Source organism: Planomonospora antibiotica (genome assembly GCF_014647955.1).
In the GTDB taxonomy this organism is placed as follows: domain Bacteria; phylum Actinomycetota; class Actinomycetes; order Streptosporangiales; family Streptosporangiaceae; genus Planomonospora; species Planomonospora parontospora.
The window spans coordinates 64661-89337 of the sequence record NZ_BMQE01000007.1 but is presented as its reverse complement, the minus strand read 5'-3'; the positions used below and the strand labels follow the sequence as shown (position 1 = coordinate 89337).

Here is a 24677-nt window from a genome sequence, read left to right as displayed (position 1 = left end):
GGGGCGTCAGGGGACGCCCCGCGCGGTGTCTCGTGGGACGCCGGGCGAGGCGTCCCGTGAACCGTCGCCCGGACCGTCACAGGGGCCGTCACGTCACCCGGACCCGGACCGTCGCGGGGACCGTCACCGGAGGCAGCCGTCGAGCCGGGCGCACGCCACGAAGTGGCCCGCCTCCGCCTCGAACAGCGCGCCGGACGCCCCGCCCGCGTGGTAGTGGCAGGTGTCCGTCGGTGCGGCGTCCTCCCAGGGGGCGTTCAGCCGGGGCACGGCGGCCAGCAGCTTGCGGGTGTAGGGGTGCAGCGGATCGCCGAAGACCTTGTCGGTCAGCCCCATCTCGACCACCGTGCCGTTGCGGAGCACGACGGTGCGCTCGGCCAGGTAGTTGCCGAGCGACAGGTCGTGGGTCACGTACAGCACGCCGAGGCCGCGCTCCTTGAGCTCGGCCAGCAGGTTCAGCACGTCGATGCGGGTCGAGGCGTCGAGCATGCTGGTGATCTCGTCGGCGACCAGCAGCTTGATGTCCAGCAGCAGCGCCCGCGCGATGAGCAGGCGCTGGAGCTGGCCGCCGCTGAGCTGGTGGGGGTACCGGCCGAGGACCTGGCCGGGGTCGAGCCGGACGTCCTCGATGGCGGAGCGCACGCGCCCGTCCCACTCGGCGGCGGAGACCTGCGGGTAGTAGGACTCCTTGATCATCTGGAAGACGCGGTCGGCCTTGAACACCGGGTTGTAGCAGCTGAAGGGGTCCTGGAAGACGCCCTGCACGTGCCGGTAGTACTCCTTGGCGGCCTTGACCGGCACGCCGTCGACGGTGATCGATCCGGCGGTGACCGAGGTGAGGCCGAGGATCATCTTGCCGATCGTGCTCTTGCCGCTGCCGCTCTCCCCGATGAGGGAGACGACCTCGCCGGAGCGCACGTCGAAGCTCACGCCGTCCACGGCCGCGAAGGTCTTCCCGCCGAACGCGCCGACCTTGTAGACCTTCGTGACGTTGTCGAGTTGCAGCATCATGCCTTCCAGCACGCGACGAAGTGGTCGGGCTCGACCTCGACCACGGGCGGTTCCTGCGCGCACTCGTCGCCGGCCACCGGGCAGCGGGCCCGGAAGCGGCAGCCGGCCGGCGGGTCGAGCAGCGAGGGCGGGCTGCCGGCGATGCCGGACAGCTTCTTGTCGGCGTGGCGCACGCCGACCTCGGGCAGCGAGTTGATCAGGAGCCTGGTGTACGGGTGACGCGGCGCCGTGACCATCACCTTGGCGGGCGCCTTCTCGGCGAGCCTGCCCGCGTACATGACCATGATCGTGTCGGCGATGTGGGACGTGAGCGCGAGGTCGTGGGTGACGAAGATCATGCTCTTGACGAACCCCGCGTCGCGGAAGCCGATCAGGGCCTTGGCGACCGCCTTCTGCGTGGACACGTCGAGCGCGGAGGTGACCTCGTCGGCGATGAGCAGCGACGGGTTGAGCAGCGTGGAGATGACCATGACCATCCGCTGCTTCATGCCGCCGGACAGCTCGATGGGGTAGTTGTCCAGCACCTTGCGCGGCAGCTCGACCAGCTCCAGGCGGGACTCCAGCTCGGCCCGGTCGAGGGCCGCGCCCCGGGACCTGAGCAGCTCGCCCACCATCTTCCCGATCTTGCGGGTCGGGTTCATCGCGCTCATCGAGTACTGCGGGATGAGGGAGACCTCGTGGAAGCGGAACTCGTTCATCCGCCGGTCGTCGCCGATGGGCAGCTCGCGGCCGTCGAGCTGCACCGTGCCGCCCATGTGCCGCATCCGGCCGTCCATCCGGATGAGGCTCTTGCCCAGGGTCGTCTTGCCGCAGCCCGACTCCCCCGCCAGGCCGAGGATCTCCCCGTCCCGCATCGTGAAGGAGACGTCGTCGAGCGCCTTCACGTCGCCCTTGAGGGTCCGGTAGTACACCCTCAGCTCGCTGACCCGCAGACTCATGTCTCCCTCAGTTTCGGGTTGAAGACCTCGTCGAGCCCGACGTTGGCCACGTACAGGGCCCCGACGATCGCGGTGATCCCGGCGCCCGGGGGCAGGAACCACCACCACATGCCCAGCTGCATCGCGCTCCACTGGTTGGCGTTCTGCAGCATCAGGCCGAGTGAGATGCCCTCGGTGGGGCCGAGTCCGATGAAGTCGAGCGAGGACGCGATCAGGATCGAGCCGCCGAAGAGCAGGATGAACATCATGAACAGGTAGGAGCTCATGTTCGGCGCGATCTCGCGCATGATGATCTTCCGCGTGCTCGAGCCGCTGAGCCTGGCCAGCGCCACGAAGTCCCGGGTGCGCAGCGAGAACGTCTGCGCCCGGATCGCCCGCGCCGCCCACGGCCACGAGGTGAGCCCGATGAACAGGGCCTGGGCCGGGACGCTGCGCACGCCCAGGTAGGCGTTGATGATCAGCAGCACGGCCAGCGTCGGGATGACCAGGACGATGTTGGTGAACATGTTGAGGACCTCGTCGACCAGGCCGCCCCGGTAGCCGGCGGTGAAGCCGACCGCCATCGCGATGACCGCCGCGATGCCGCCGCCGAGCGCGCCCACGATGAAGGTGGTCTGCAGGCCGTACACGAACTGCGAGAACACGTCCTGGCCGAACGTCGTCGTGCCGAACCAGTGCTCGCCCGAGGGCGGCGACATGGGCTTGGTGCCGTAGGCGTTGGGGTCGACGGCGTCCAGCACCAGCGGGCCGGCGAAGCCGAGCAGGAAGAGGAGGAGCGCGAGACCGAAGCCGACCAGCAGCTTGCCGTTGCGCACCGCGAAGTACAGCGCCTCGCGGCGCGCCCCGGCGCCGGCGGCGACGTCCTTGGCGGGGGTCTCCTGGATCGCCGTCATGCCTGCGCACCCGCCATTCCGGCCCGCGTCCGCGGATCGACCACGACGTAGACGATGTCGATGATGAAGTTGGCGATCAGCACGCCGAGGACGATGAACATGAAGGTGCCCTGGAGCAGGAAGAAGTCCTGGTTCTGGATGGCCTTGAGGATGAGGCTGCCCAGCCCGGGATAGGAGAAGACGATCTCGGTGACCAGGGCGCCGGCCACCAGCACGCCCAGTTGCAGGGCCAGGCCGGTGATCTGGGGCAGCACCGCGTTGCGGAAGGCGTAGCGGCGGATCAGCCGCTGCGGGGCCCCCAGCGCGGACAGGTAGTTGGAGTAGTCCGACTCCAGCTCATAGATGATCATGTTGCGCATGCCGATCGCCCACCCGCCGAGCGCGACGAGGAAGAGCGAGAGGAACGGCAGCACCCAGTGGTGCAGCAGGTCGGCGATGAACTCCCACGACAGGCTGGGCTGCAGCGAGAAGCTGTAGCCGCCCGCGACCGGGAAGATCCCCGCCACGACCCCCAGGCCCCAGGCCAGCAGCACCGCCAGCCACATGTACGGCATGGCCGTCAGGACGTAGCCGACCGGCAGCACCGTGTTGTCCAGCAGCTTGCGCCGCGCGGCGAAGGCGCCGGCCCAGTTGCCGACGACCCAGCTCAGCAGCACCGAGGGGATCATCAGTCCCAGGGTGTACGGCACCGCGCCCATGATGACCTCGCTCACCGGGGTGGGGAACACCCAGATGCTGATGCCGAAGTCGCCCTGGAACAGGGCCGCCCAGAAGTTCGCGTACTGCTTCCACAGCGGCTGGTCGAAGCCGAAGAGGTTGGTGTAGTAGGTGCGCATGGTCTCCACGGCGCCGGGGTTGCTCACACCCGCCCGGGCCACCATGCTCGAGACCGGGTCGCCGGGCATGAAGCGCGGGACCATCCAGTTGATCGTGACGGCGACGAAGAACGTCAGGCCGTAGACCAGCAGTTTCCGACCGAAGTATTGACGCAAGGGGAACCCTCCCAGAGGGCCCCCTCCCCGCGCCGCCCGGCGCGGGGAGGGGGCCGGTGCTCATCCGGTCAGGAGGCCGGCTTGATCTGCGTGAGCGTCTCGAAGCCGCCCAGCTCCAGCCAGTTGCGCCACATCGTCGGCGGGGTCTTGGGCGTGTCGCCGACCGAGGAGGGCCAGTTGGTCCAGGAGGAGTTGCTCACCTGGGACCACAGGCCGTTGTACCAGAGCGGGATGATCGGCATCTCGTCCAGGTGGATCGCCTGGATCTTGGACATGACCTGCTTCATGCCCTCGGCGTCGTCGGTCTTGACCTGGTCGAGCTCCTGGACGAGCTTCCAGATGTCCTTGTTCTCGTACCGGCCGAAGTTGACGGTGTTCTGCGTCTTCTGCACCGGGAGCTGGAACATGTAGTCGTAGTACGTCCAGGGGGTGTTCGACAGCTGCCGCTCATTGTTGATCAGCAGGTCGAAGTCGCCCTTGCCGCGCTTGTCCACCAGGGCGTTGAAGTCCGGGAAGTCGGGGGTGATGTTGATCCCCGCCTCCTTGGCGCTGGCGGCGATGACGCGGATCGACTCCATCCAGTCGGTCCAGCCCGACGGGACGATGATGTCCAGCTCGATCTTCGAGCCGTCCTTGTTCTCCACGAACCCGTCGCCGTCGGAGTCCTTGTAGCCCGCGTCGGCCAGCAGCTTCTTGGCCTTGGCGGTGTCGAAGGAGAAGCCCTTGTCGGCGACGACCTGCTGGTCGATGTACTGCTCCCACTGGGGGAGCAGGCCGGTGGGGCTGGCCGCCTTGACCAGGTTGCCGTAGACGCCCTCGACGATCTTCTTGGTGTCGATCGAGCTGGCGAGCGCCTTGCGGAACGCCGGGTCGTCCATCGGCTTCTTCTTGGTGTTCAGCACCAGGAAGGCGGTGTTGGCCGAGAGCATGTACGGCGGCTCGGGGTAGTAGGTGGTGATGCCGAAGTTGCCCTTGACCAGGTTGGCCGCGCCGGGCAGGAAGTTGTTGCTGAGGTCCATGCCCTTCTGCAGCAGCAGGCCCATCGCCACCTCGTTGCTGGAGTTGACGATGTCGACGATGTACTTCGGCTTGGGCTCCATGTTGAGCGCGGTCTTGCCCCACCAGTCGTCGCGGCGCTGCCAGACGACGCGGTCCTGGTCGTGCCTGGAGTAGGTGTAGGCACCGGTGCCGACCGGGTTCTCGTTCTTGCCGTCCAGCACCTCCTGCTCGGAGCGGCCCTCCCAGACGTGCTGCGGGACGATCGCCCGGCTGTACATCTGGAAGTCCCACTCCTGGTAGTTGGCCTTGGAGAAGGTGAACTTCACGGTCTGGTCGTCGACCGCCTCGGCCTTCTCCAGCCACTCCCAGATGTTGTGGTAGGGGACCGTCTCCATCTTGCCGAGCTCGAAGGTGAAGACGACGTCCTTGGCGGTGAACGGCTTGCCGTCCGACCAGGTGACGCCCTGGCGGAGCTTCAGCTCGTAGGTCTTGTCGTCGACCCAGGTGCCGCTCTGGGCCAGCCACGGGACCAGCTTCCCGGCGTTGCCGTCGAAGTGGAACAGCGACTCGTAGACGAGGCCCTCGGTGCCGGTCGCGTAGTCCCACTCGCGCAGGGGGTTGAAGTTCGCCGGCGGGCCCCACTGCGTGCCGCTGGTGTACAGCGTCTCGTTGCGGGGCAGCGCGCCGCCGCCGCCCGGGGCGGCCGCGGGGGCGCTCCCCGCCTGGGAGCCCTGCGGGGCCGGCGTGGACCCACCGCTCGAACACGCGGCGGCCAGGCCGACCGCCAGGAGCGGAACAACGATCCGCATCCGGTTTCGCATTGCGTTTCTCCTTCCCCCGCCGGTGCGGCGGAGGTCCGAACGTCGTCACAGACCCCGATAGAGAAGTCCGGAGGGCCGTAGCCCTCCGGACCTGGGAGCGCTCCCATTGATTGCGGGGCGGGCACGCCCCCGCTCTCCAACCGGCCACCGCCGGCGTGCCGCGACGCGCCGTGCCGACCGGCCGCCCGCGCCCCGCTCCGCCAGACTTAACTGAACCGGATAAGTACGGCGAACGTAAATTCCGCGTAACCCCGACGTCAATAGCCGTGACGCGTTCGATATGTACGGCTCCGCGACCTCCGCACTGATATCACCCTCCCTTTCGAGGAGGCGATCGATCCCGCAGGTACCGGCAGTGCGACCCGGGAGCCCGCCGCGGTCGGGGGACCGGCGGCGGCCGGAGGCGCGCCCAGGCGGTAAGGTCGGCTCGACACAGTGGCTAACCGGTTCAATCAGGGGGCTCGGTGAAGCGACCGACGATCGCCGACATCGCCCGGCAGGCGGGCGTCTCCAAGGTGGCGGTCTCCTACGCGCTCAACGACCGCCCGGGGGTCTCCGACGCCAAGCGCGCCCTCATCAAGGCCATCGCCGAGGAGATCGGCTGGCGGCCCAACAGCGCGGCGCGGGCGCTCAACGGCGCGCGGGCCAACAGCGTCGGCCTGACCGTCTGCCGCCCGGCCCGCATCCTGGGCGTGGAGCCGTTCTACATGGAGCTGATCAGCGGGATCGAGGGCGAGCTCTCCGCCCGGTCCTACGCGCTGATGCTCCAGGTGGTGGCCGACCCCGGGCAGGAGATGGAGGTCTACCGCCGCTGGTGGGGCGAGCGCCGGGTGGACGGGGCGATCCTGGTCGACCTGCGCTTCTCCGACCCGCGCATCACCGAGCTGGAGGACCTCGGCCTGCCCGCCGTGGTGGTCGGCCACCCTTCGGAGGCCGGCTCGCTGGTGCCCGTCTGGTCCGACGACACCGCCGCCGTCCGCGAGGCCGTCGAATACCTCGTGGCGCTCGGGCACCGCAGGATCGCCCGGGTCGCGGGGCTGCCCGAGCTGGTCCACACCGTCCTGCGCGACCAGGCGTTCATCGCCGCCTGCGAGGATCTCGGCCTGACCGCGTACACCATCACGCACACCGACTACACCGGGGAGGAGGGCGCGCGGGCCACCCGGCGCCTGGTCAGCTCCCCCTCCCGGCCGACCGCGATCGTCTACGACAACGACATCATGGCGGTGGCCGGCCTGTCGGTGGCCCAGGAGATGCGGCTCGACGTGCCGGGGGACCTGTCCGTCGTGGCATGGGACGACTCACCGCTCTCCCAGGTCGTGCGGCCCGCCCTGACCGCGCTGACCCGCGACATCCCCTCCTACGGCGCCCACGCCGCGCGGACCCTGCTGGCGCTGATCGTCGGCGAGGAGGCCGAGGCCTTCGAGGACGAGGCGGCCCGGCTCGTCCCCCGGGGCAGCACCGCCCCGCCCCCTAACGGCTGAGCCCCGTCCCGGCCGGAGACCTGGGGCCGCGGGGCGGCACCGCCCCGGGCAGGGCGGCCACCGCACCGTCCGGCGCACGGCGGCACCGTCCCCCGGACGCGGGAGTCCGGACACGCGAAAGGCCGGTACGGCGATGCCGTACCGGCCTTCACGGGATCATGCGGTGATCAGCGGCCGTAACGCGAGCCGCCGGAGTGGTCGCCGCGCCCGCCGCGGTAGCCGCCGCCGGAGCGCTCCGAGCGGCGCTCGCCCCCGCGGAACTCGCCCTGGCCCGCAGGACGGTCCGAACGGAACGGCTCGCTGCGGTAACCGCCGCTGGGACGGTCGCCGCCGCGGAACGGCTCGCTGCGGTGGCCGCCCTCGGCCGGGCGGTCGGAGCGGAACGGCTCGCGCCGCTCGCCGCCCCGGTAGCCGCCGGAGGGGCGGTCGCCGCGGAAGGAGTCGCGCTCGCCCGCCGGGCGCTCGGAGCGGTAGCCGCCGCCACCGGCGGGACGGTCGCCGCCGCGGTAGCCGCCGCCCGTGGGGCGGTCGGAGCGGTAGCCGCCGCCGGCGGGACGGTCGCCGGCGCGGTTGTCGTCGCCGAAGGAGCGCTCGCGGGCCGGACGGCCCTCGCCCTCGAACCGGTCGCGGAACCGGCGCGGGCCGCGGCCGCCGCCACCGCCGCCGAAGCCCTCACGGCGCTGACGCTGCTTGGCGGCGGGGGCCGAGGGCTCCCAGACCGGGATCGGCTCGCCGCTGGGCCGCCGGGCCCCGGCGATCTCCTCCAGGCGCGGGTGGCCGGGGGTGGCCTTGAGGCGGAACGGCTTGATGCCCGCGCGGCGGGTCATCGCGTCGGTGGAGCGGCGCTCGTTGGGGAGCACCAGCGTCATGACGGTGCCCTTCTCCCCGGCGCGGGCCGTACGGCCGCCGCGGTGCAGGTAGCTCTTGTGGTCCTGCGGCGGGTCGACGTGCAGCACGAGGCTGATGTTGTCGACGTGGATGCCGCGGGCCGCGACGTCGGTGCAGACCAGGACGTTGATCGCACCTTCCTTGAACTCCGCCAGGATGCGGGTGCGCTGGTTCTGGCGCTTGCCGCCGTGCAGGCCGCCGGCCTTGATGCCGACCTGGGCGAGCTGCTTGCACAGGCGGTCCACCCCGTGCTGGGTGCGGACGAAGATGATCGTCCGGCCGTCACGGTTGGCGATCTCGGCGGTCACCGGGAACTTGTCGTCGCGGTGCACCTCCAGGACGTGGTGCTCCATGGTGTCCACCGAGGAGGCCGCCGGGGCCATCGAGTGGGTGACCGGGTCGGTCAGGAAGCGCCGGACGAGCTTGTCCACGTCGCCGTCGAGGGTGGCGGAGAACAGCAGGCGCTGGCTGTCGGCCGGGGTCTGCTGCAGGATCGCGCTGACCACCGGGAAGAAGCCGAGGTCGCACATGTGGTCGGCCTCGTCCAGGATGCTCACCTGGACCTCGTCCAGGGTGCACTCGCCCTGCTGGATCAGGTCGGTCAGCCGGCCGGGCGTCGCCACGACGACCTCGACGCCGCGGCGCAGCGCCTCGATCTGGCGGCCCATGGACATGCCGCCGACGACGGTCTTCATCCGCAGGGACAGGCCGCGGCCGAGCGGCTCGAGCGCGTCGGTGACCTGCATGGCCAGCTCGCGGGTCGGCACCAGGACGACGGCGAGCGGGTGACCCGGGCGGGCCTTGCGCCCGGCGATGCGGGCCATCATGGGCAGGCCGAAGGCCAGGGTCTTGCCGGACCCGGTCTGGCCGCGGCCGAGCACGTCCTTGCCCGACAGGATGTCGGGGATGGTGGCGCGCTGGATCGGGAAGGGGCTGTCGATGCCCTGCCGGGACAGGCCGGTAACCAGGGGCTTCGGCAGGCCGAGGAGGATGAACTCGGAGACGCCGTCGGGGATCTCGGGGATCTCGATGACGTCGATGTTCTCGGGCAGGGCAGCGTCAAGCATGGTCACGAAGATTCGTGCCTTTCGGTAGAAGAACGGGGCACGTCACTTCTGCGAAAGGACGAGCCTGGAGCGCGCGGCCATGAGGCCGCGCTCGATCGACGCCCACTTCGGAGGGGCGGTGGTGCGGTGCAAGTCGAGGCGCACCGCACGGGGCGGGTCTAGCTTACCCGCACGCAGTCAAACCACGATCAAGCATTCCCGGCGTTCGCAGTGCCGGGTCGGTCGGGGCGCTCGCCATTGGGGGGCGAACGCTTGTCCGTCGGTGGAGACAACGCTCCGCACCGGGCGTTTCTTCCCGGCGCATGGCATTCTCTCACACATTTCGGTACGGCCCGCAACCCGGAAGCCGCGAGCCGTACCGGAGACGAGGTCGCTCAGACGTTGAAACCGAGCATCCGGAGCTGGTCGCGGCCCTCGTCGGTGATCTTGTCGGGTCCCCACGGCGGGAGCCAGACCCAGTTGATCTTCACATCGGAGACCATGCCGTCCAGCGCCGAGTGCGCCTGCTCCTCGATGACGTCGGTCAGCGGGCAGGCCGCGCTGGTCAGCGTCATGTCGATGGTCGCGACCGGCGGCGCCCCGGCCTCCGCGGGGTCGAGGTTGACCCCGTAGATCAGGCCGAGGTCCACCACGTTGATCCCGAGCTCGGGGTCCACGACGTCCTTGAGGGCCTCCATGACCTCGTCAAGGGTCGTCTCCCCGTCGTACGACGCCCCGGTGGGCGTCTCCACGGGCCTGCTCATCGGGCCTCCTTCTCCGGTGTCCGGGGGAGACGGACTCCCCCGTCCACGACTGGCTCGCTCATCGTCACGCGCTCCTCGCGACCGCGTCCTTGTAGGCCATCCAGGCCAGCAGCGCGCACTTCACCCGGGCCGGGAACTTGGCGACCCCGGCGAACGCCACCGCGTCGCCCAGCACGTCCTCGTCGGCCTCCACCTTGCCCCTGCCCTGCATCAGCCGGGTGAACTCGTCCACCACGGCCAGCGTCTCGGCCACGGTCGACCCGGTGGCCAGCTCGTGCAGGACCGAGGCGGCGGCCTGGCTGATCGAGCAGCCCTGGCCGTCGTAGGAGACGTCCTCGACCTTGCCCCCGTCGCCCAGCTTCACCCGCATGGTGATCTCGTCGCCGCAGGTCGGGTTCACGTGGTGGACCTCGGCGTCGAAGGGGTCGCGCAGACCGCGCCCCTGCGGATGCTTGTAGTGCTCCAGGATCAGCTCCTGGTACATGGACTCGGCGATCATGGAGTCGCGCTCACCTTCTCGTTCGCTGCGCACGACAGGCCGCCGGCCCACCGGTTCGGCTGCACCGGCATGACTAGGCGAACACCTTCTGCACGTGGTGGAGGCCGCGGACCAGGGCGTCGATCTCGGCCGTTGTGTTGTACAGGTAGAAGGACGCCCGCGTCGTGGCGGGGATCCCGAACCTCAGGTGGAGGGGGCGGGCGCAGTGGTGCCCCACCCGCACGGCCACGCCGAACTCGTCGTCCAGGATCTGGCCGACGTCGTGCGGGTGGACGCCCTGCAGGGTGAAGGAGACCGTGCCGCCCCGATCCTCCAGGTCCTCCGGCCCGATCACCTTCAGGCCGGGCAGCTCGCGCAGCGCCTGGAGGGCGTACGCCGTCAGCTCGCGCTCGTGGCGGGCCACCGCGTCCAGGCCGACCGCGGACAGGTAGTCCACCGCGGCGCCGAGGCCGACGGCCTCGACGATCGGTGGGGTGCCCGCCTCGAACTTGTGCGGCGCGGGCGCGTAGGTCGAGCGGTCCATCCAGACCGCCTCGATCATCTCGCCGCCGCCCAGGAACGGGGGCATGGCCTCCAGCAGTTCCGCGCGGGCCCACAGCACGCCGATCCCGGAGGGACCGACGGCCTTGTGCCCGGTGAACGCCAGGAAGTCGACGCCCAGCGCGGCCACGTCGACCGGCTTGTGCGGGACCGACTGGGAGGCGTCCAGCATGAGCAGGGCGCCGACCTGCCGGACCCGGGCGAGGATCCGGTCGACGGGGTTGACCGTGCCGAGCACGTTCGACTGGTGCGCGATCGACACGATCTTCGTGCGCTCGGTGACCAGCTCCTCGATGCCCGACAGGTCCAGGCGGCCCTCGTCGGTGACGGGGAACCACTTCAGGGTGGCGCCGGTGCGCGCCGCCACCATCTGCCAGGGCACGATGTTGGAGTGGTGCTCCATCTCCGAGATGACGATCTCGTCACCGGGCCCCAGGGTGAACCTGGGATCGGAGTTGGTGGGGTTGCCGAAGCCGTGGGCCACCAGGTTGATCGCCTCGGAGGCGTTCTTGGTGAAGACGATCTCGTCGCGGCTCGGCGCGCCGACGAAGGCGGCGACCTTGTCCCGGGCGTCCTCGTAGGCCTCGGTGGACTCGGCCCCCAGCGCGTGCATGGCACGGCCGACGTTGCCGTAGTGCATCGACAGGTGCTCGCGCATGGCCTCGATCACCTGGACGGGCTTCTGCGAGGAGTTGCCCGAGTCGAGGTAGACCAGCGGCCTGCCGCCGGGCAGCTCGCGGGAGAGGATCGGGAAGTCCTTCCTGATCCTGTCCACGTCGAACGCAGGAGTGCTCACCGGCCGCTCACCGCCCCCTGTCCCCGTCGTCCCTGTCGTCGCCGTCGTCACGTCGTCACCGCCGCGTCCTCGCCCGTCCTGTCGATCCGCTCACGCAGAGGCCTTGGTGTAGGCCTCGTAACCCTCCGCCTCGAGCTTGTCGGCGAGCTCGGGACCGCCCTCCTCGACGACCCGGCCGGCGGCGAAGACGTGGACGAAGTCCGGCTTCACGTAGCGCAGGATGCGGGTGTAGTGGGTGATCAGCAGCACGCCGGTCTCGCCGGAGGCGCGGAAGCGGTTGATGCCCTCGGAGACGACGCGCAGGGCGTCGACGTCCAGGCCGGAGTCGGTCTCGTCGAGGACGGCGATCTTCGGCTTGAGCAGCTCGAGCTGGAGGATCTCGTGGCGCTTCTTCTCGCCGCCGGAGAAGCCCTCGTTCAGGTTGCGCTGGGCGAAGGCGGAGTCGATGGACAGGGCGTCCATGCCGGCCTTCAGGTCCTTGGCGAACTGGCGGAGCTTGGGGGCCTCGCCGTTCACGGCGGTGACCGCCGAGCGCAGGAAGTTGGAGACCGAGACGCCGGGGACCTCGACGGGGTACTGCATGGCGAGGAACAGGCCGGCGCGGGCGCGCTCGTCCACCGAGAGCTCGAGCAGGTCGACGCCGTCCAGCAGGACCTGGCCGCCGGTGATGGTGTACTTCGGGTGGCCGGCGATCGCGTAGGCGAGCGTGGACTTGCCGGAACCGTTGGGGCCCATGATGGCGTGGGTCTCGCCGGACTTCACGGTCAGGTTGACGCCGCGCAGGATCTGCTTGTCCTCGACGGCGACCTGGAGGTCGCGGATCTCAAGCGTTGACACTTATGACTCCTTCGAGAGCGAGACGAGCACGTCGTCGCCGTCGATCTTGACTCGGTAAACGGGAACGGGCTTGTTGGCGGGCGGGCCGGTGGGCTTGCCCGAGCGCAGGTCGAAGCACGAGCCGTGCAGCCAGCACTCCAGGGTGCCGTCGTAGACCTCGCCCTCGCTGAGCTTGACCTCGGCGTGGGAGCACACGTCGTGCAGCGCGTGGACCTCCTCGCCCTGGCGGACCAGGGCGACGGGGGTGTCGCCGACCTCGATGCCGAGCACTCCCCCGTCGGGGATGTCGGCGAGCTTGCAGACTGTCTCGAACGTCACCGCTCGAGCTCCGCCTCGACCCTGGCGAACACGCGCTCGCGGAGCTCGGGGAGCTCGATCTTCTCCAGCAGCTGCGCGAAGAAGCCCCGGATGACCAGGCGCCGGGCCTCGTCGAACGGGATGCCGCGGGCCTGCAGGTAGAAGATGTGCTCGTCGTCCAGCCTGCCGGAGGCGCTGGCGTGGCCCGCCCCGGCGACCTCGCCGGTGAGGATCTCCAGGTTCGGCACCGAGTCGGCGCGGGCGCCGTCGGTGAGCAGCAGGTTGCGGTTGAGCTCGTAGGTGTCGGTGCCCTCGGCCTCGACCCGGATGATCACGTCGCCGATCCAGACCGCGTGGGCGCCCTCACCCTGCAGTGCGCCCTTGTAGACCACGTTGCTCTTGCAGTCGGGCTGCGAGTGGTCCACCAGCAGGCGGTGCTCCAGGTGCTGGCCGGCGTCCGCGAAGTACAGGCCGGTCAGGTCGGCGTCGCCGCCTGGCGCGGTGTAGGCGACCGACGGCGAGAGCCGCACCAGGTCGCCGCCGAGGGTGACCACGAAGCTGCGGAAGGTCGCGTCCCTGCCCAGCCGGGCGTGGTGGTGGGAGACGTGCACCGCGTCGTCGGCCCAGTCCTGCAGGCTGACGACCTTCAGGATGGCGCCGTCGCCGACGACGAACTCGACGTTGTCGGCGTAGACCGCGCTGCCGGTGTGCTCCAGGACGACGGTGGCCTCGGCCATCGGCTCCAGCACGACGACGGTGTGGCCGAAGGCCGCGCCCTCGCCCGACCCGGTGAAGGTGATCACGGTCGGCGCGGAGGCCACCGCCTCGCGCGGGAAGGTGACCACGGTCGCCTTCTCGAAGGAGGCGTAGGCCTGCGCGCTGACCCGGTCGGCCGGCACGTAGGCCGCGCCGATGCGGGCGTCGCCGCGGCCCGCGGTCTCCACCGCGGCCTCGGGGGCCGCGTCCACGGTCACCAGCACGCTGCCGGAGGCGGCGGCGGTGCCGTCGTGCAGGCCCTTCAGCCGCGAGAGCGGGGTGAAGCGCCACTCCTCCTCGCGACCGGTCGGAACCTCGAAGTCGGCCGGGTCGTAGGACGACTTCGCGTGCAGGCTCGACAGGGGTTTGGTCTCCAGGCCCATCAGCCGACGGCCCCTTCCATCTGCAGCTCGATCAGGCGGTTCAGTTCCAGCGCGTACTCCATCGGCAGCTCGCGCGCGATCGGCTCGACGAAGCCGCGCACGATCATCGCCATCGCCTCGTCCTCGCCCAGACCGCGGCTCATCAGGTAGAAGAGCTGGTCGTCGGAGACCTTGGAGACGGTGGCCTCGTGCCCCATCGACACGTCGTCCTCGCGGACGTCGACGTAGGGGTAGGTGTCGGAGCGGCTGATCTGGTCGACCAGGAGCGCGTCGCACTTGACCGTGCTGGCGCTGCCGTGCGCGCCCTCCTCGATCTGGACCAGACCGCGGTAGGAGGTGCGGCCGCCGCCGCGGGCGACGGACTTGGAGATGACGGTGGAGGAGGTGTGCGGAGCCAGGTGCACCATCTTGGCACCGGCGTCCTGGTGCTGGCCCTCGCCGGAGAAGGCGACGCTCAGCGTCTCACCCTTGGCGTGCTCGCCCATCAGGTAGACGGCCGGGTACTTCATGGTGACCTTGGAGCCGATGTTGCCGTCGATCCACTCCATGGTCGCGCCCTCGTAGGCGACGGCGCGCTTGGTGACCAGGTTGTAGACGTTGTTCGACCAGTTCTGGATGGTCGTGTAGCGGCAGCGGGCGCCCTTCTTCACGATGATCTCCACGACCGCGCTGTGCAGCGAGTCGGAGGAGTAGATCGGCGCGGTGCAGCCCTCGACGTAGTGGACGTAGGAGTTCTCGTCCACGATGATCAGAGTCCGCTCGAACTGGCCCATGTTCTCGGTGTTGATCCGGAAGTAGGCCTGGAGCGGGATCTCGACGTTGACGTTCGGCGGCACGTAGATGAAGGAGCCGCCGGACCAGGTCGCGGTGTTCAGCGCGGCGAACTTGTTGTCGCCGACCGGGATGACCGAGCCGAAGTACTCCTTGAAGAGCTCCTCGTGCTCGCGCAGGCCCGTGTCGGTGTCGACGAAGATGACGCCCTTCTCCTCGAGGTCCTCACGGATCTTGTGGTAGACGACCTCGGATTCGTACTGGGCGGCGACGCCGGCGATGAGGCGCTGCTTCTCCGCCTCCGGGATGCCGAGCCTGTCGTAGGTGTTCTTGATGTCCTCGGGCAGCTCGTCCCAGGAGGCGGCCTGCTTCTCGGTGGAGCGCACGAAGTACTTGATGTTGTCGAAGTCGATGCCGGAGAGGTCTGCACCCCAGTTGGGCATGGGCTTCTTGCCGAAGAGGCGCAGCCCCTTCAGGCGGAGGTCCAGCATCCACTCCGGCTCGTTCTTGAGCGCGGAGATGTTGCGGACGACCTCCTCCGACAGGCCTCGCTTCGCGGCGGCGCCGGCCACATCAGAGTCGGCCCAGCCGAACTTGTAATTCCCGAGGCCTTCCAGCTCCGGGCGGTCGGTGACAGTCACCTTCCGGTCTCCTTGCTCGATTCGTCGATCGTTCTATGACGGGGCGGACTCACGTGGGTGGTGCACACTCCGTCGCCGTGGGCGATGGTCGCGAGCCGCTGCACGGGAGTGCCGAGGATCTGCGCGAACGCCTCCGTCTCGGCCTCGCACAGCTGCGGGAACTCCGCGGCCACGTGCGCCACCGGGCAGTGGTGCTGGCACAGCTGCTCGCCACCGACCGCGGCCCTGCTCGCCGAGGCGGCGTAGCCGTCGGCCGAGAGCGCCTCGGCCAGGACGCGGACCCGCTGGTCGGCGGGGACCTCGTCCATCCCGGAGCGCAGGCGGCCGACCAGGCCGGACACCTGCGACCGGGCGAACTCGGCCACGGCCTCCTCGCCCAGGCGGTCGGCGAGGAAGCGCAGCGCGCTCCCCGCCAGGCCGTCGTAGGCGTGCTCGAAGGCACTGCGCCCGGCGTCGGTGATGGCGAACAGTTTCGCCGGTCGTCCCCGGCCACGCTGTCCGCGAGGCCGCGCCGTACGGGGTTCGATCATCCCGTCGGCGAGCAGCGCGTCCAGGTGGCGGCGGACGGCGGCGGGGGTGAGCCCGAGCCGTTCGCCGAGGGCGGCGGCGGTGATGGGTCCGTGTTCCAGGATGAGCCGGGCGACGCGCGCCCGCGTGCCGCTCTCGGCGGGCACGCCGGAATGCCGCGCTTCGGCGGCTTCCCGAGTGTCCGACATCCGGTTCACGTATTTCACAACATCAGTGTGGCGTAATTACTTCCCCCCTGCCAAACCGGAGGGACATTCCTTGCCAATGGCATGCATCACTCAGGCAAGCCTTACCTAACCTGCGGAAACGTTCCGGGCGGGCCTCCGCAGACCCGCGAAGGAGGCCAGCGCCGCGACGGCGAACACCGCCAGCACGACGGCCATCGGCAGCGCCGATCCGCCGCCGCCGAGACCCACCAGCGGGGCCGCGAGGCCGCCGAGCGCGAACTGCAGGACGCCCAGCAGCGCCGAGGCGCTCCCGGCGACCTGCTGGGGCTGGTCGGCCAGCGCCAGCGCACCGGTGCCGGGCAGCACCAGGCCGGCGCCGCACATCATCGTGAACAGGCCCGCCACCAGCGCGCCGAGCGGCAGTCCCGCGGCGGCCACGACGACCAGCGCCGCACCTCCGGCCACGTAGAGGAACAGTCCCGCCAGGATCAGCCGGACGGGGGTCGCCCGGCGCCCGGCGAGCCGCCCGCCGGCCTGCGCCGCGGCGGTCAGGGCCAGCGCGTTGAGCGCGAACACCAGCGAGTAGGTCTGCGGCGAGGCCCCGTACACCTCCTGGATCACGAACGGGGAGCCGGAGATGTAGGCGAACAGGGCGCCGAACCCCAGGCCGCCGGCCAGCGCGCAGGCCATGAAGGAGCGGTCGCGCAGCAGGTGGCCGAAGGTGGCGAGGGTCTGCCGCAGCCCGCCGCGCTCCCGGCTGCCGGCCGGGAGCGTCTCGCGTACGCCGAGGAGCGCCGCGGCCAGCAGCACGAGCCCCGCGACGCTGAGCACGGCGAAGATGCCCCGCCAGGAGGTGTGCGCGATCAGCTGCGCGCCGAGGATCGGAGCCAGGATCGGGGCGAGCCCGCTGACCAGCAGGAGGGTGGCGAAGATGCGCGCGATGGCGGCGCCCTCGTACAGGTCGCGGACGACGGCGCGCACGATCACCAGCGCGGCGCCGCCCGCGATCCCCTGGAGCAGACGGGAGCCGATCAGCCCCTCGACCGACGGGGCGAAGGCGCACAGCAGCGAGGCCGCGGCGTAGGCGGCGACGCCGATCGCCAGCGGCCTGCGCCGTCCGAACATGTCGCTGAGCGGACCGGCCACGATCTGGCCGGCGGAGACGCCGATGAGGCAGGCGGTGAGGGTGAGCTGCACCTGCGCCTGGCCGGTGCCGAGCTCGGCGGTGATGGCGGGCAGCGCGGGCAGGTACATGTCGATGGAGAGCGGCCCGATCGCCGAGAGGGCGCCCAGGACCAGCAGCAGGAGCAGCCCGCCGCGCCGCCGCGCCGCCGGGCGCGCGGCCTCCCGTCCCGCCTCCGGGCGTGCGGACTCCTCCGGTGCGACGTGGGCCGCGGTCATCCTGTTCTCCGTTCCCTCACAGGCCACAGTGGGCCCGTGGGGGCCGGAAGTCCCCAACGAGATCAGGTCATCCGATATTCCACATATCGGATTTTCCTAAGGGAAGCGCGCTGTGTCACCCAGGTGTCACCCGGGCGTCGCGCGTGCCTCGCCCGGGCGTCATCCGGGCCGGTCGGGGGCGATCAGCGCGAAGGGGGCGAACTCCGGGTCCGCCACCACCGCGACGGGCCCCCGGGGCGTGCTCACGCGCTCGGTGAGGACCGAACCGCCCAGCTCGCGGACCTTCGCCACGGTGCCGCCGAGGTCGGCGACCGCGAAATAGGTCAGCCAGTGCGGCGGCACGTCCTGCGGCGTCTGCGGGCCCATCGGCGCCATCCCGGCCACGGGGCGGCCGCCCGCCCGCCACTCGGTGTACTCCACGCCGCCCGGGTCGCCGTCCCGGACCTCCCAGCCGAAGACCGCCGGGTAGAAGGCCTTGGCCGCCGCGGTGTCGCGGGTGGCCAGCTCGTTCCAGGCGAACGCGCCCGGTTCGCCGACGAGCTCGGCCCCGTGCATCTCCAGCGCCTGCCAGGCCATGAAGAAGGCGCCCGAGGGGTCCTGGAAGGCGGCGGTCCAGCCGTGCTCGAAGACCTGGACGGGCTCCAGCACGACCCCTCCTCCCGCGGCGCGCACCTTCGCGGCCGCGGCGGCGACGTCGTCGACGGCCACGTGGACGTTCCACATCGAGGGCGCGCCCTCGCCGAAGCTCGGCCCCACCCCCGCCACCGCCCTGCCGCCGAGCGTGAACCGCCCGTAGCCGCCGGAGTCCGGGCGCGGGTCGAAGGCCACCTCCCAGCCGAAGACCCCCCGGTAGAACCGCGCCGACAGGGTGACGTCGGTGCTCGACAGGTCGACCCAGCACGGGACGCCGGACCGGTAGCCGCTCCGCTCGGACACTCCGACCCCCCGTCGGTCATGACTCGGACGCGCCCAGCCTGACATGCGCGCAAGGACGGCCCGGTGGGCCGCCGGGGCACTTGGCGGGATCCGCCCGAAGCCTTTTACCGGGCATGGCGGCCCGCCGCCCACCGGGCGCACGCCGCCCCGGGCGGACAGGGCGCGAACAGGACCGCCCGGGAGAGTCCCTAAACTCGTGGCCATGGACTCCCCAGCCGTCGAGATCATCGATCTGGTCAAACGGTACGGCCGAACGACCGCGATCGACGGCCTGAGCCTGCGCGCCGGCCGCGGCGCGGTCACCGCCGTCCTGGGCCCCAACGGCGCGGGCAAGACCTCCACCGTCGAGATCTGCGAGGGGTTCCGGCGCCCGGACGGCGGCACGGTCAGCGTGCTCGGCCTCGACCCGGCCCGGCCCGAGCTGCGGGCCCGGGTCGGCGTGATGCTCCAGTCCGGGGGCGTGCCCCCGGCGATGCGCTGCGGCGAGTGGCTGCGGCTGACGGCCCGCTTCTACGCGAACCCGCTCGACCCCGCGGCGCTGCTGGACCGGCTCGGGCTGACCGAGCACGCCCGCACGCCGTACCGGAGGCTGTCGGGGGGCCAGCAGCAGCGCGTCTCGCTGGCCGCGGCCGTGATCGGCCGCCCCGAGCTGGTCTTCCTCGACGAGCCGACCGCCGGGCTGGACCCCCAGGCCCGCCACGCCTGCTGGGAGCTGGTCGGCGACCTGCGGGCCGCCGGGGTGTCGGTGGTGCTCACCACCCACCACATGGACGAGGCCGAGAAGCTCTCCGACCACGTGGTGATCATCGACCACGGCCGCGTGGTGGCCGAGGGCACGCCCGCCTCGCTCACCGGCGCCGAGCGGCAGCTGCGCTTCCGCGCCCGGCCCGGGCTCGCCCTGGACGAGCTGCTCACCGCGCTGCCCGCGGGCAGCGCCGCCAAGGAGTCCCCGGCGGGCCACTACATCATCGAAGGGCAGGTCGGCCCCGAGCTGCTGGCGACCGTGACGGCCTGGTGCGCCGCCGAGGGCGTCACCGCCGACGACCTCAGCATCGAGCGCCGCACCCTGGAGGACGTCTTCCTCGAACTGACCGGCCGGGAGCTGCGATGACCACGAACACCCCCGCGCCGGGGCTGGACCTGACGCCCGCCGGCGCCGCCGCGCCGCTGCCCGCCATGGTGCTGGCCCAGGCGGGCGCGGAGATCCGGGCCACGCTGCGCAACGGCGAGCAGCTGCTGCTCACGATGATCATCCCGGTGCTGCTGCTCGTCGGCTTCTCCAGCGCGCCGCTGGTGGACGTCGGCGGCGGCTCCCGGGTGGACTTCACCACCCCCGGCGTGCTCGCGCTGGCCGTGATGTCCACCGCCTTCACCGGCCAGGCCATCGCCACCGGTTTCGAGCGCCGGTACGGCGTGCTCAAGCGGCTGGGGGCGACCCCGCTGTCCCGGACCGGCCTGCTGCTGGCCAAGACGCTCGCGGTGGTCGCGGTCGAGGCCGTGCAGGTCGCGGTCATCGCCGGGGTGGCGTTCGCGCTGGGCTGGCGGCCCGGCGGCTCCCCCCTGGCGGCGCTGGCGCTGATCGCGCTGGGCACCGCCGCGTTCAGCGGGCTCGGCCTGCTGATGGCCGGCACGCTGCGCGCGGAGGCGACCCTCGCCGGGGCCAACCTGGTCTACCTGCTCCTGCTCGGCTGCGGCGGGGTGATCTTCCCGCTCTCGGCCTTCCCCGACGCGGTCGAGCCGGTGCTGGAGCTGCTGCCCATCTCGGCGCTGGCCGGCGGGCTCCGCGCGGTGCTGTCCGACGGCTCGGGCCCGCCCGTCGCCGCGGCGGCCGTCCTGGCGGTCTGGGCGGCCCTCACCCTGGGTCTCGCCTCGCGCACGTTCCGCTGGGAATAACGTGATCACTCCGCGGGGACAGGAAAGACCTTTTATCATCCCTCAGTGGTGATTACCGGAACGCGGCCCGCGGCCGCTCCGGCGGCACGACACACGGGGCGAGTTTTCCGGCCGTACGCGGCCGTGGGGATCATTGCAACGGTTGTCGCCGTCGTCGGCTCATCGACGGCCTCCCTGTCGTCGGACGAACTGGCCACCCACAGTGCCGCCCGCCGGGGCGCGGCCGGTCTGTGGGAGCTGGCCCAGCACATCGACGGGCACTTCCTGCCCTACTACGCGTTCATGCACCTGTGGCTGGAGTTCGGGCAGTCCGAGTGGTGGATGCGCCTGCCGTCGGCCCTCGCCACCGGCGCGGCCGCGGTGCTCGTGGCCGACCTGGGGCGCCGGTTGCACTCCCTGCCCGCGGGGCTGCTGGCCGCCGCGGTCTACACGGCCCTGCCCTCCGTCTCCTACCAGGGGCAGAACGCCCGCTCCTACGCCTTCGCCGCGGCCGCGGCCGTCCTGGCCGCCTGGGCGCTGCACCGGGCGGTCGAGGAGCCGGGGCGCCGCCGCCGGTGGGCGGGATACGCCGCGGCCGTCGCGCTGCTCGGCTCCACCCAGGTGTTCGCGCTGCTCACACTCGCGGCCCACCTGATCGTCGCGGTGCCGTACGGCAGGAGTGTCCTGGTCCGGGCGCTGCCCGCGATGGGCGCCGGCTGCCTGCCCGGCGCCGTGTGGCTGGCGGTCGGGTACGCCGAGCGGCACGCCATCAGCTGGATCAAGCTGCCGGAGCCCTCGGTCTTCCTGGCCCTGCCGAAGATGGTCGGGGGCACCCCGGTGGCCGGCTGGATCCTGGTGGGGATCGCCGCGCTCGTGCTGCTCCCCCACCGGCGGCGTGCCCCGGGGAACTGGACGGCGGGCCTGGCGGGCTGGGCGCTGCTCCCGCCCGTCCTGCTGTTCGCCGTCTCCCACCTGGTCGCCCCGGTCTACGTCGACCGCTACCTGTTCGCGACCGTGCCCGCGTACGCGCTGCTGGCCGGTCTCGCGCTCGCCTCGCTCCCCCGGGCCGTCGCACTGCTCGCCGTGGCGGGCCTCGTCGCGGGCGCCGTCCCCGGGCACCTGGGACACCTGGACCTCCGCAGACCGGACGGGCGACACGAGAACTTCCCCCGGGCGGTCCGGCTCGTCGAGCAGGGGGCGCGTCCCGGCGACGCGATCGTCTACGGGCGATCCCGGCTGCGGGAGGGGTTCCTCTACTACGGCGGGGAGCGGCTCCCCGACGACGTGCTGCTCAGCGGTACCGCGCCCCTGCCGGACTCCTTCGGCTACCCAGAGCGGGACGACGTCGCCGCGGCGGTCGGGGAACGGCGGCGCGTATGGGTCGTCTGGCCCGGAGGCCCCGAAGCCGCCGCGCGGGCCGGGAGGGTCGACGCGCTGGTCGGGGCCGGATTCACCCGGGTCAAGGCCTGGCGCACCGGCCGGGTGCCCGGCATGACGGTGGCCCTGTACGCCAGGCGGACGCCCTCCGGCGGCTGAGCGCGGCCGCCTGGCGGCGGACTCCCGGCCGGGGCGCGGAAACCGGCGGGACGGCGCACCTCCCGGCCCAGTAAGGTGCATACAGCCATATAGCCCCTGAGGAGTGCGATGACCGCCGAAGCCCTGCCAGGAGCCGCCGAACCGGGCCGGCGCGGCCCGGGAGCCCTGCTGCGGGCCGCCTCCGACGCCGTCCCGCCCTCCGGCCTGGTGCTGCTGGCCATCCTGTCGGTCCAGACCGGCGCGGGCTTCGCCAAGGAGCTCTTCGCGCACCTGTCGCCCAGCGCCGTGGTGCTGCTGCGGATCGGGATGGGCGCGCTGGTCCTGTGCGTGGTGGCCCGGCCCCGGCTGCGCGGGCTCACCCGGGCCGACCTGGGGGTCGGGGTCGCGTTCGGCGCGGCGCTGGGCCTGATGAACATGACGTTCTACGAGGCGCTGGCCCGGCTGCCGATGGGGATCGCGGTGGCCATCGAGTTCCTCGGCCCGCTCGGTGTGGCGGTGGCCGCCTCGCGGCGCCGCCTGGACCTGCTCTGGGTGGCGCTGGCCGCCTCGGGCATCGCGCTGCTGGCCCCCTGGGGCCAGGCTTCCGGGCTGGACTGGGTCGGGATCGGTTTCGCCCTGGCCGCCGGGGCCTGCTGGGCCGCCTACATCCTGCTCTCGGCCGCGGTGGGGCAGCGCTTCCCGGGCACCGGCGGGGTGTCCTTCGCCATGCTCGTCGCCTTCCTGCTGTCCGCCCCCTTCGGCATCGCCGCCGGCGGCGCCGACCTGCTCCAGCCGGAGCTGCTGCTGATCGGCCTGGGCGTCGGGCTGCTGTCGTCGGTCATCCCCTACTCGATCGAGCTGGAGGCGCTGCGCCGGATGCCCAAGCGGGTGTTCGGCATCCTGATGAGCCTGGAGCCGGCCATGGCCGCCCTGGTCGGCCTGCTCGTCCTGGGCGAGATCCTCGACGTGCGCGAGTGGGCCGCCATCGGCTGCGTGGTCATCGCCAGCGTGGGTGCCACCCGCGCCGCACGCTGACTCCAGGCCAGAGGCGGGACCACCGCACCCGCCGCCTACCATGTGACCCGTGAAACAGCTCCCCGACCGGCCCGCCCGGCGTGCCGTGCACCCCTTCCTGAGCCTGTGGTCGCCCACGGCCGCCACCATGCGCCTGTGGGCCCTGGCCGCGGTGGCCGTCAACGCGGGCATCACGGTTACGGGCGCGGTGGTGCGGGTGACCGGGTCGGGGCTGGGCTGCCCCACCTGGCCCCGCTGCACCCCGGACAGCTTCGTCCCGGCCGCCCACGACGGGATCTCGCCGCTCAACACGGCGATCGAGTTCGGCAACCGGCTGCTGACCTTCCTGGTGCTGGTCGTGGCGGTGGCCTGCGTGATCGCCGCGCGCCGCCTGCCGGAGCGCCGGAGCGGCCTGGTCCGGCTCGCCTGGATCCAGCCGTTCGGCGTGGCCGTCCAGGCCTTCTGGGGCGGTGTGGTCGTGCACAGCGCGCTCAACCCGGTCACCGTGAACGTGCACTTCCTGTTCTCCGTCGGGATGATGGCCGCGGCCTGCCTGCTGTACGCCCGCGCCGGGGAGGGCGACGCCCCGCCGGAGCCGCTGGTCCACCCCCGCATCCGCGCGCTCGGCTCCGTCCTGGTCGGCGCCGTGCTCACGCTGATCGTCGCGGGCATGGTCGTGACCGGCACCGGCCCCCACTCCGGGGACGAGCTGGCCTCCCGGTTCCCCTTCGACATCGAGACCGTGGCCAGGATCCACGCCGACGCCGCCTACCTCGTGGTGGGCCTGACCTTCGCGCTGACCTTCGCGCTGCACGTGACCGGCGCGCCCGGCCCCGCGCGGCGGGCGGCGCTGACGCTGCTGGCCGTGGAACTGGCCCAGGGGGTCGTCGGCTACGTCCAGTACTTCCTGGCGGTGCCCGCGTTCCTGGTCGGCCTGCACGTGCTCGGCTCGACCCTGGTGTGGATCTGCACCCTGCGGGTGGTCTTCACGCTCCGCTCCCGGGGCCCGGCGGACGCGCCCGCCGCCCCGGCCGCCGGGGCGTCCACGCCGGACGCCGTGCGTGCATAGCCCCGAAGGCGGTTCCGCGCCTCCATCCCTCCCCGGTTCCCCGTCCCGGCCCGCGCCTGAGCCCCCGGCCGGGCCCCGGGCCGGGGCGCTGCGCCGTACGGCCGGCCGTCTCGTGTCCCTGGCGGCCTCCGTCCGGGCGTCCCGCACGGCGCTGCGCCGCTGCTACCAGGCGGCGGTGGCGCTGAGCGTGCTGGCGGTCGCCCCGCTCACCTGGGCCTGGCTGGCCAGCTCCGGCCACCGGGTGGTGGCCGGCTCCTCTCCCGGCTGGACCGCCGAGGTGCCGCAGGCGCCCGTCGCGCTGGTGCTGGGCGCGGCCGTGCACGGCGGCCACCCCTCGCCCATGCTGGCCAGGCGGCTGGACATCGCCGCCGAGCTGTACCGGGCGGGCCGGGTGCGCGCGCTGCTGCTCTCCGGCGACAACGGCCGCCGCGGCTACGACGAGCCGACCGCGATGCGCGACTACCTGCTCGCGCGCGGGGTGCCCGGCCGGGCCCTGGTCCTCGACTACGCGGGCTTCGACACCTGGGACTCCTGCGTGCGCGCCCGTGACGTGTTCGGCGCCACCCGGCTGACCGTGGTCACCCAGGTCTTCCACCTGCCCCGGGCCGTGGCGCTGTGCCGCGCGGCGGGACTGGAGGCCTCCGGCGCCGGGGACGACTCCGCCCGGCGGTGGGCCTCGACCACCTACGCCTACGCGGCCCGCGAGTTCGGGGCGGCGGCGAAGGGCTTCCTGGACGCGGTGGTCCTGCGCTCCGAGCCGGTCTTCCCCGGCCCCCGGGAGACCACCCTGGACGCCGCCCTGCGCGCGGGGGGCTGACCTGG

23 protein-coding genes are annotated in these 24677 nt (G+C 71.9%); 7 read left to right on the top strand and 16 right to left on the bottom strand.

The window, feature by feature from the left end; genetic code table 11:
* Positions 1-123: 123 nt before the first annotated feature.
* From IEZ06_RS08940 to IEZ06_RS08920, 5 genes are all read right to left on the bottom strand, one after another.
* A complete protein-coding gene (locus IEZ06_RS08940; RefSeq protein WP_189236352.1) occupies positions 124-1005 on the bottom strand; it encodes an ABC transporter ATP-binding protein in 882 nt (293 codons plus the stop codon).
* Complete coding sequence (locus IEZ06_RS08935; protein WP_189236207.1) at positions 1005-1946, bottom strand: ABC transporter ATP-binding protein; 942 nt, start codon at positions 1944-1946, stop codon at positions 1005-1007. The genes IEZ06_RS08940 and IEZ06_RS08935 overlap by 1 nt, the downstream gene beginning before the upstream one ends.
* The gene (locus tag IEZ06_RS08930) at positions 1943-2839 is read right to left on the bottom strand and encodes an ABC transporter permease (RefSeq protein ID WP_189236206.1); all 897 of its coding nucleotides are present in this window, start codon (positions 2837-2839) and stop codon (positions 1943-1945) included. Before IEZ06_RS08930 ends, IEZ06_RS08935 begins: the two co-directional genes overlap by 4 nt.
* Complete coding sequence (locus IEZ06_RS08925) at positions 2836-3831, bottom strand: ABC transporter permease (protein ID WP_189236205.1); 996 nt, start codon at positions 3829-3831, stop codon at positions 2836-2838. The genes IEZ06_RS08930 and IEZ06_RS08925 overlap by 4 nt, the downstream gene beginning before the upstream one ends.
* 68 nt (positions 3832-3899) lie before the next feature.
* Positions 3900-5651 (bottom strand): ABC transporter substrate-binding protein, encoded by a 1752-nt coding sequence (locus IEZ06_RS08920; RefSeq protein WP_189236204.1) that lies wholly within the window; start codon positions 5649-5651, stop codon positions 3900-3902.
* 464 nt (positions 5652-6115) lie between these two features.
* On the opposite strand from IEZ06_RS08920, the gene IEZ06_RS08915 reads away from it, so the two are divergent.
* On the top strand, positions 6116-7135 hold the full coding sequence (locus IEZ06_RS08915; protein ID WP_189236203.1) for a LacI family DNA-binding transcriptional regulator: 1020 nt from the start codon (positions 6116-6118) through the stop codon (positions 7133-7135).
* 167 nt (positions 7136-7302) lie between these two features.
* On the opposite strand, the gene IEZ06_RS08910 is transcribed toward IEZ06_RS08915, so the two are convergent.
* From IEZ06_RS08910 to IEZ06_RS08860, 11 genes are all read right to left on the bottom strand, one after another.
* A complete protein-coding gene (locus tag IEZ06_RS08910; protein ID WP_189236202.1) occupies positions 7303-9090 on the bottom strand; it encodes a DEAD/DEAH box helicase in 1788 nt (595 codons plus the stop codon).
* Between the two features lie 374 nt (positions 9091-9464).
* Positions 9465-9833 (bottom strand): metal-sulfur cluster assembly factor, encoded by a 369-nt coding sequence (locus IEZ06_RS08905; RefSeq protein ID WP_068899216.1) that lies wholly within the window; start codon positions 9831-9833, stop codon positions 9465-9467.
* 64 nt (positions 9834-9897) lie between these two features.
* Positions 9898-10332, bottom strand: coding sequence for a Fe-S cluster assembly sulfur transfer protein SufU (gene sufU / locus IEZ06_RS08900; protein ID WP_189236201.1), 435 nt, complete (start codon positions 10330-10332; stop codon positions 9898-9900).
* Positions 10333-10405: 73 nt separating this feature from the next.
* Positions 10406-11668 carry a cysteine desulfurase gene (locus IEZ06_RS08895; RefSeq protein ID WP_189236200.1) on the bottom strand — a complete coding sequence of 421 codons (1263 nt, stop codon included), beginning with the start codon at positions 11666-11668 and terminating at the stop codon, positions 10406-10408.
* 90 nt (positions 11669-11758) lie between these two features.
* Complete coding sequence (gene sufC, locus IEZ06_RS08890; protein WP_189236199.1) at positions 11759-12505, bottom strand: Fe-S cluster assembly ATPase SufC; 747 nt, start codon at positions 12503-12505, stop codon at positions 11759-11761.
* Complete coding sequence (locus IEZ06_RS08885; protein WP_189236198.1) at positions 12506-12823, bottom strand: Rieske (2Fe-2S) protein; 318 nt, start codon at positions 12821-12823, stop codon at positions 12506-12508.
* Positions 12820-13941, bottom strand: coding sequence for a Fe-S cluster assembly protein SufD (gene sufD, locus IEZ06_RS08880; RefSeq protein ID WP_189236197.1), 1122 nt, complete (start codon positions 13939-13941; stop codon positions 12820-12822). Before sufD ends, IEZ06_RS08885 begins: the two co-directional genes overlap by 4 nt.
* On the bottom strand, positions 13941-15353 hold the full coding sequence (gene sufB, locus IEZ06_RS08875; RefSeq protein WP_189236196.1) for a Fe-S cluster assembly protein SufB: 1413 nt from the start codon (positions 15351-15353) through the stop codon (positions 13941-13943). The genes sufD and sufB overlap by 1 nt, the downstream gene beginning before the upstream one ends.
* Positions 15350-16069 carry a helix-turn-helix transcriptional regulator gene (locus IEZ06_RS08870; RefSeq protein ID WP_189236195.1) on the bottom strand — a complete coding sequence of 240 codons (720 nt, stop codon included), beginning with the start codon at positions 16067-16069 and terminating at the stop codon, positions 15350-15352. The genes sufB and IEZ06_RS08870 overlap by 4 nt, the downstream gene beginning before the upstream one ends.
* Before the next feature lie 105 nt (positions 16070-16174).
* The gene (locus IEZ06_RS08865; RefSeq protein WP_189236194.1) at positions 16175-17449 is read right to left on the bottom strand and encodes a multidrug effflux MFS transporter; all 1275 of its coding nucleotides are present in this window, start codon (positions 17447-17449) and stop codon (positions 16175-16177) included.
* 159 nt (positions 17450-17608) lie between these two features.
* A complete protein-coding gene (locus IEZ06_RS08860) occupies positions 17609-18385 on the bottom strand; it encodes a VOC family protein (RefSeq protein ID WP_189236193.1) in 777 nt (258 codons plus the stop codon).
* A gap of 202 nt (positions 18386-18587) precedes the next feature.
* On the opposite strand from IEZ06_RS08860, the gene IEZ06_RS08855 reads away from it, so the two are divergent.
* The 6 genes from IEZ06_RS08855 to IEZ06_RS08830 all read left to right on the top strand — a co-directional run bounded on the left by IEZ06_RS08855 (position 18588) and on the right by IEZ06_RS08830 (position 24672).
* Positions 18588-19496, top strand: coding sequence for an ABC transporter ATP-binding protein (locus tag IEZ06_RS08855; protein WP_189236192.1), 909 nt, complete (start codon positions 18588-18590; stop codon positions 19494-19496).
* Positions 19493-20278, top strand: a complete 786-nt coding sequence (locus tag IEZ06_RS08850) for an ABC transporter permease (RefSeq protein ID WP_189236191.1) — start codon at positions 19493-19495, stop codon at positions 20276-20278. The genes IEZ06_RS08855 and IEZ06_RS08850 overlap by 4 nt, the downstream gene beginning before the upstream one ends.
* A 123-nt stretch (positions 20279-20401) precedes the next feature.
* Complete coding sequence (locus IEZ06_RS08845) at positions 20402-21793, top strand: glycosyltransferase family 39 protein (RefSeq protein ID WP_189236190.1); 1392 nt, start codon at positions 20402-20404, stop codon at positions 21791-21793.
* Between the two features lie 108 nt (positions 21794-21901).
* Entirely contained in the window at positions 21902-22807 is a 906-nt protein-coding gene (locus IEZ06_RS08840) for an EamA family transporter (RefSeq protein ID WP_189236189.1), read from the top strand.
* Between the two features lie 49 nt (positions 22808-22856).
* Entirely contained in the window at positions 22857-23855 is a 999-nt protein-coding gene (locus tag IEZ06_RS08835) for a COX15/CtaA family protein (protein WP_203871862.1), read from the top strand.
* Between the two features lie 112 nt (positions 23856-23967).
* Positions 23968-24672, top strand: coding sequence for a SanA/YdcF family protein (locus IEZ06_RS08830; protein WP_229797898.1), 705 nt, complete (start codon positions 23968-23970; stop codon positions 24670-24672).
* The last annotated feature ends 5 nt before the right edge of the window (positions 24673-24677 follow it).

Bases quoted from the DNA above. Each gene is read 5' to 3' on its own strand.
- IEZ06_RS08865 (WP_189236194.1), bottom strand. From the start codon at position 17,449: ATGACCGCGGCCCACGTCGCACCGGAGGAGTCCGCACGCCCGGAGGCG.
- IEZ06_RS08850 (WP_189236191.1), top strand. From the start codon at position 19,493: ATGACCACGAACACCCCCGCGCCGGGGCTGGACCTGACGCCCGCCGGC.
- IEZ06_RS08930 (WP_189236206.1), bottom strand. From the start codon at position 2,839: ATGACGGCGATCCAGGAGACCCCCGCCAAGGACGTCGCCGCCGGCGCC.
- IEZ06_RS08905 (WP_068899216.1), bottom strand. From the start codon at position 9,833: ATGAGCAGGCCCGTGGAGACGCCCACCGGGGCGTCGTACGACGGGGAG.
- IEZ06_RS08935 (WP_189236207.1), bottom strand. From the start codon at position 1,946: ATGAGTCTGCGGGTCAGCGAGCTGAGGGTGTACTACCGGACCCTCAAG.
- IEZ06_RS08910 (WP_189236202.1), bottom strand. From the start codon at position 9,090: ATGCTTGACGCTGCCCTGCCCGAGAACATCGACGTCATCGAGATCCCC.
- sufU (WP_189236201.1), bottom strand. From the start codon at position 10,332: ATGATCGCCGAGTCCATGTACCAGGAGCTGATCCTGGAGCACTACAAG.
- IEZ06_RS08855 (WP_189236192.1), top strand. From the start codon at position 18,588: ATGGACTCCCCAGCCGTCGAGATCATCGATCTGGTCAAACGGTACGGC.
- IEZ06_RS08870 (WP_189236195.1), bottom strand. From the start codon at position 16,069: ATGTCGGACACTCGGGAAGCCGCCGAAGCGCGGCATTCCGGCGTGCCC.
- IEZ06_RS08920 (WP_189236204.1), bottom strand. From the start codon at position 5,651: ATGCGAAACCGGATGCGGATCGTTGTTCCGCTCCTGGCGGTCGGCCTG.
- sufD (WP_189236197.1), bottom strand. From the start codon at position 13,941: ATGGGCCTGGAGACCAAACCCCTGTCGAGCCTGCACGCGAAGTCGTCC.
- IEZ06_RS08940 (WP_189236352.1), bottom strand. From the start codon at position 1,005: ATGCTGCAACTCGACAACGTCACGAAGGTCTACAAGGTCGGCGCGTTC.
- IEZ06_RS08840 (WP_189236189.1), top strand. From the start codon at position 21,902: ATGACCGCCGAAGCCCTGCCAGGAGCCGCCGAACCGGGCCGGCGCGGC.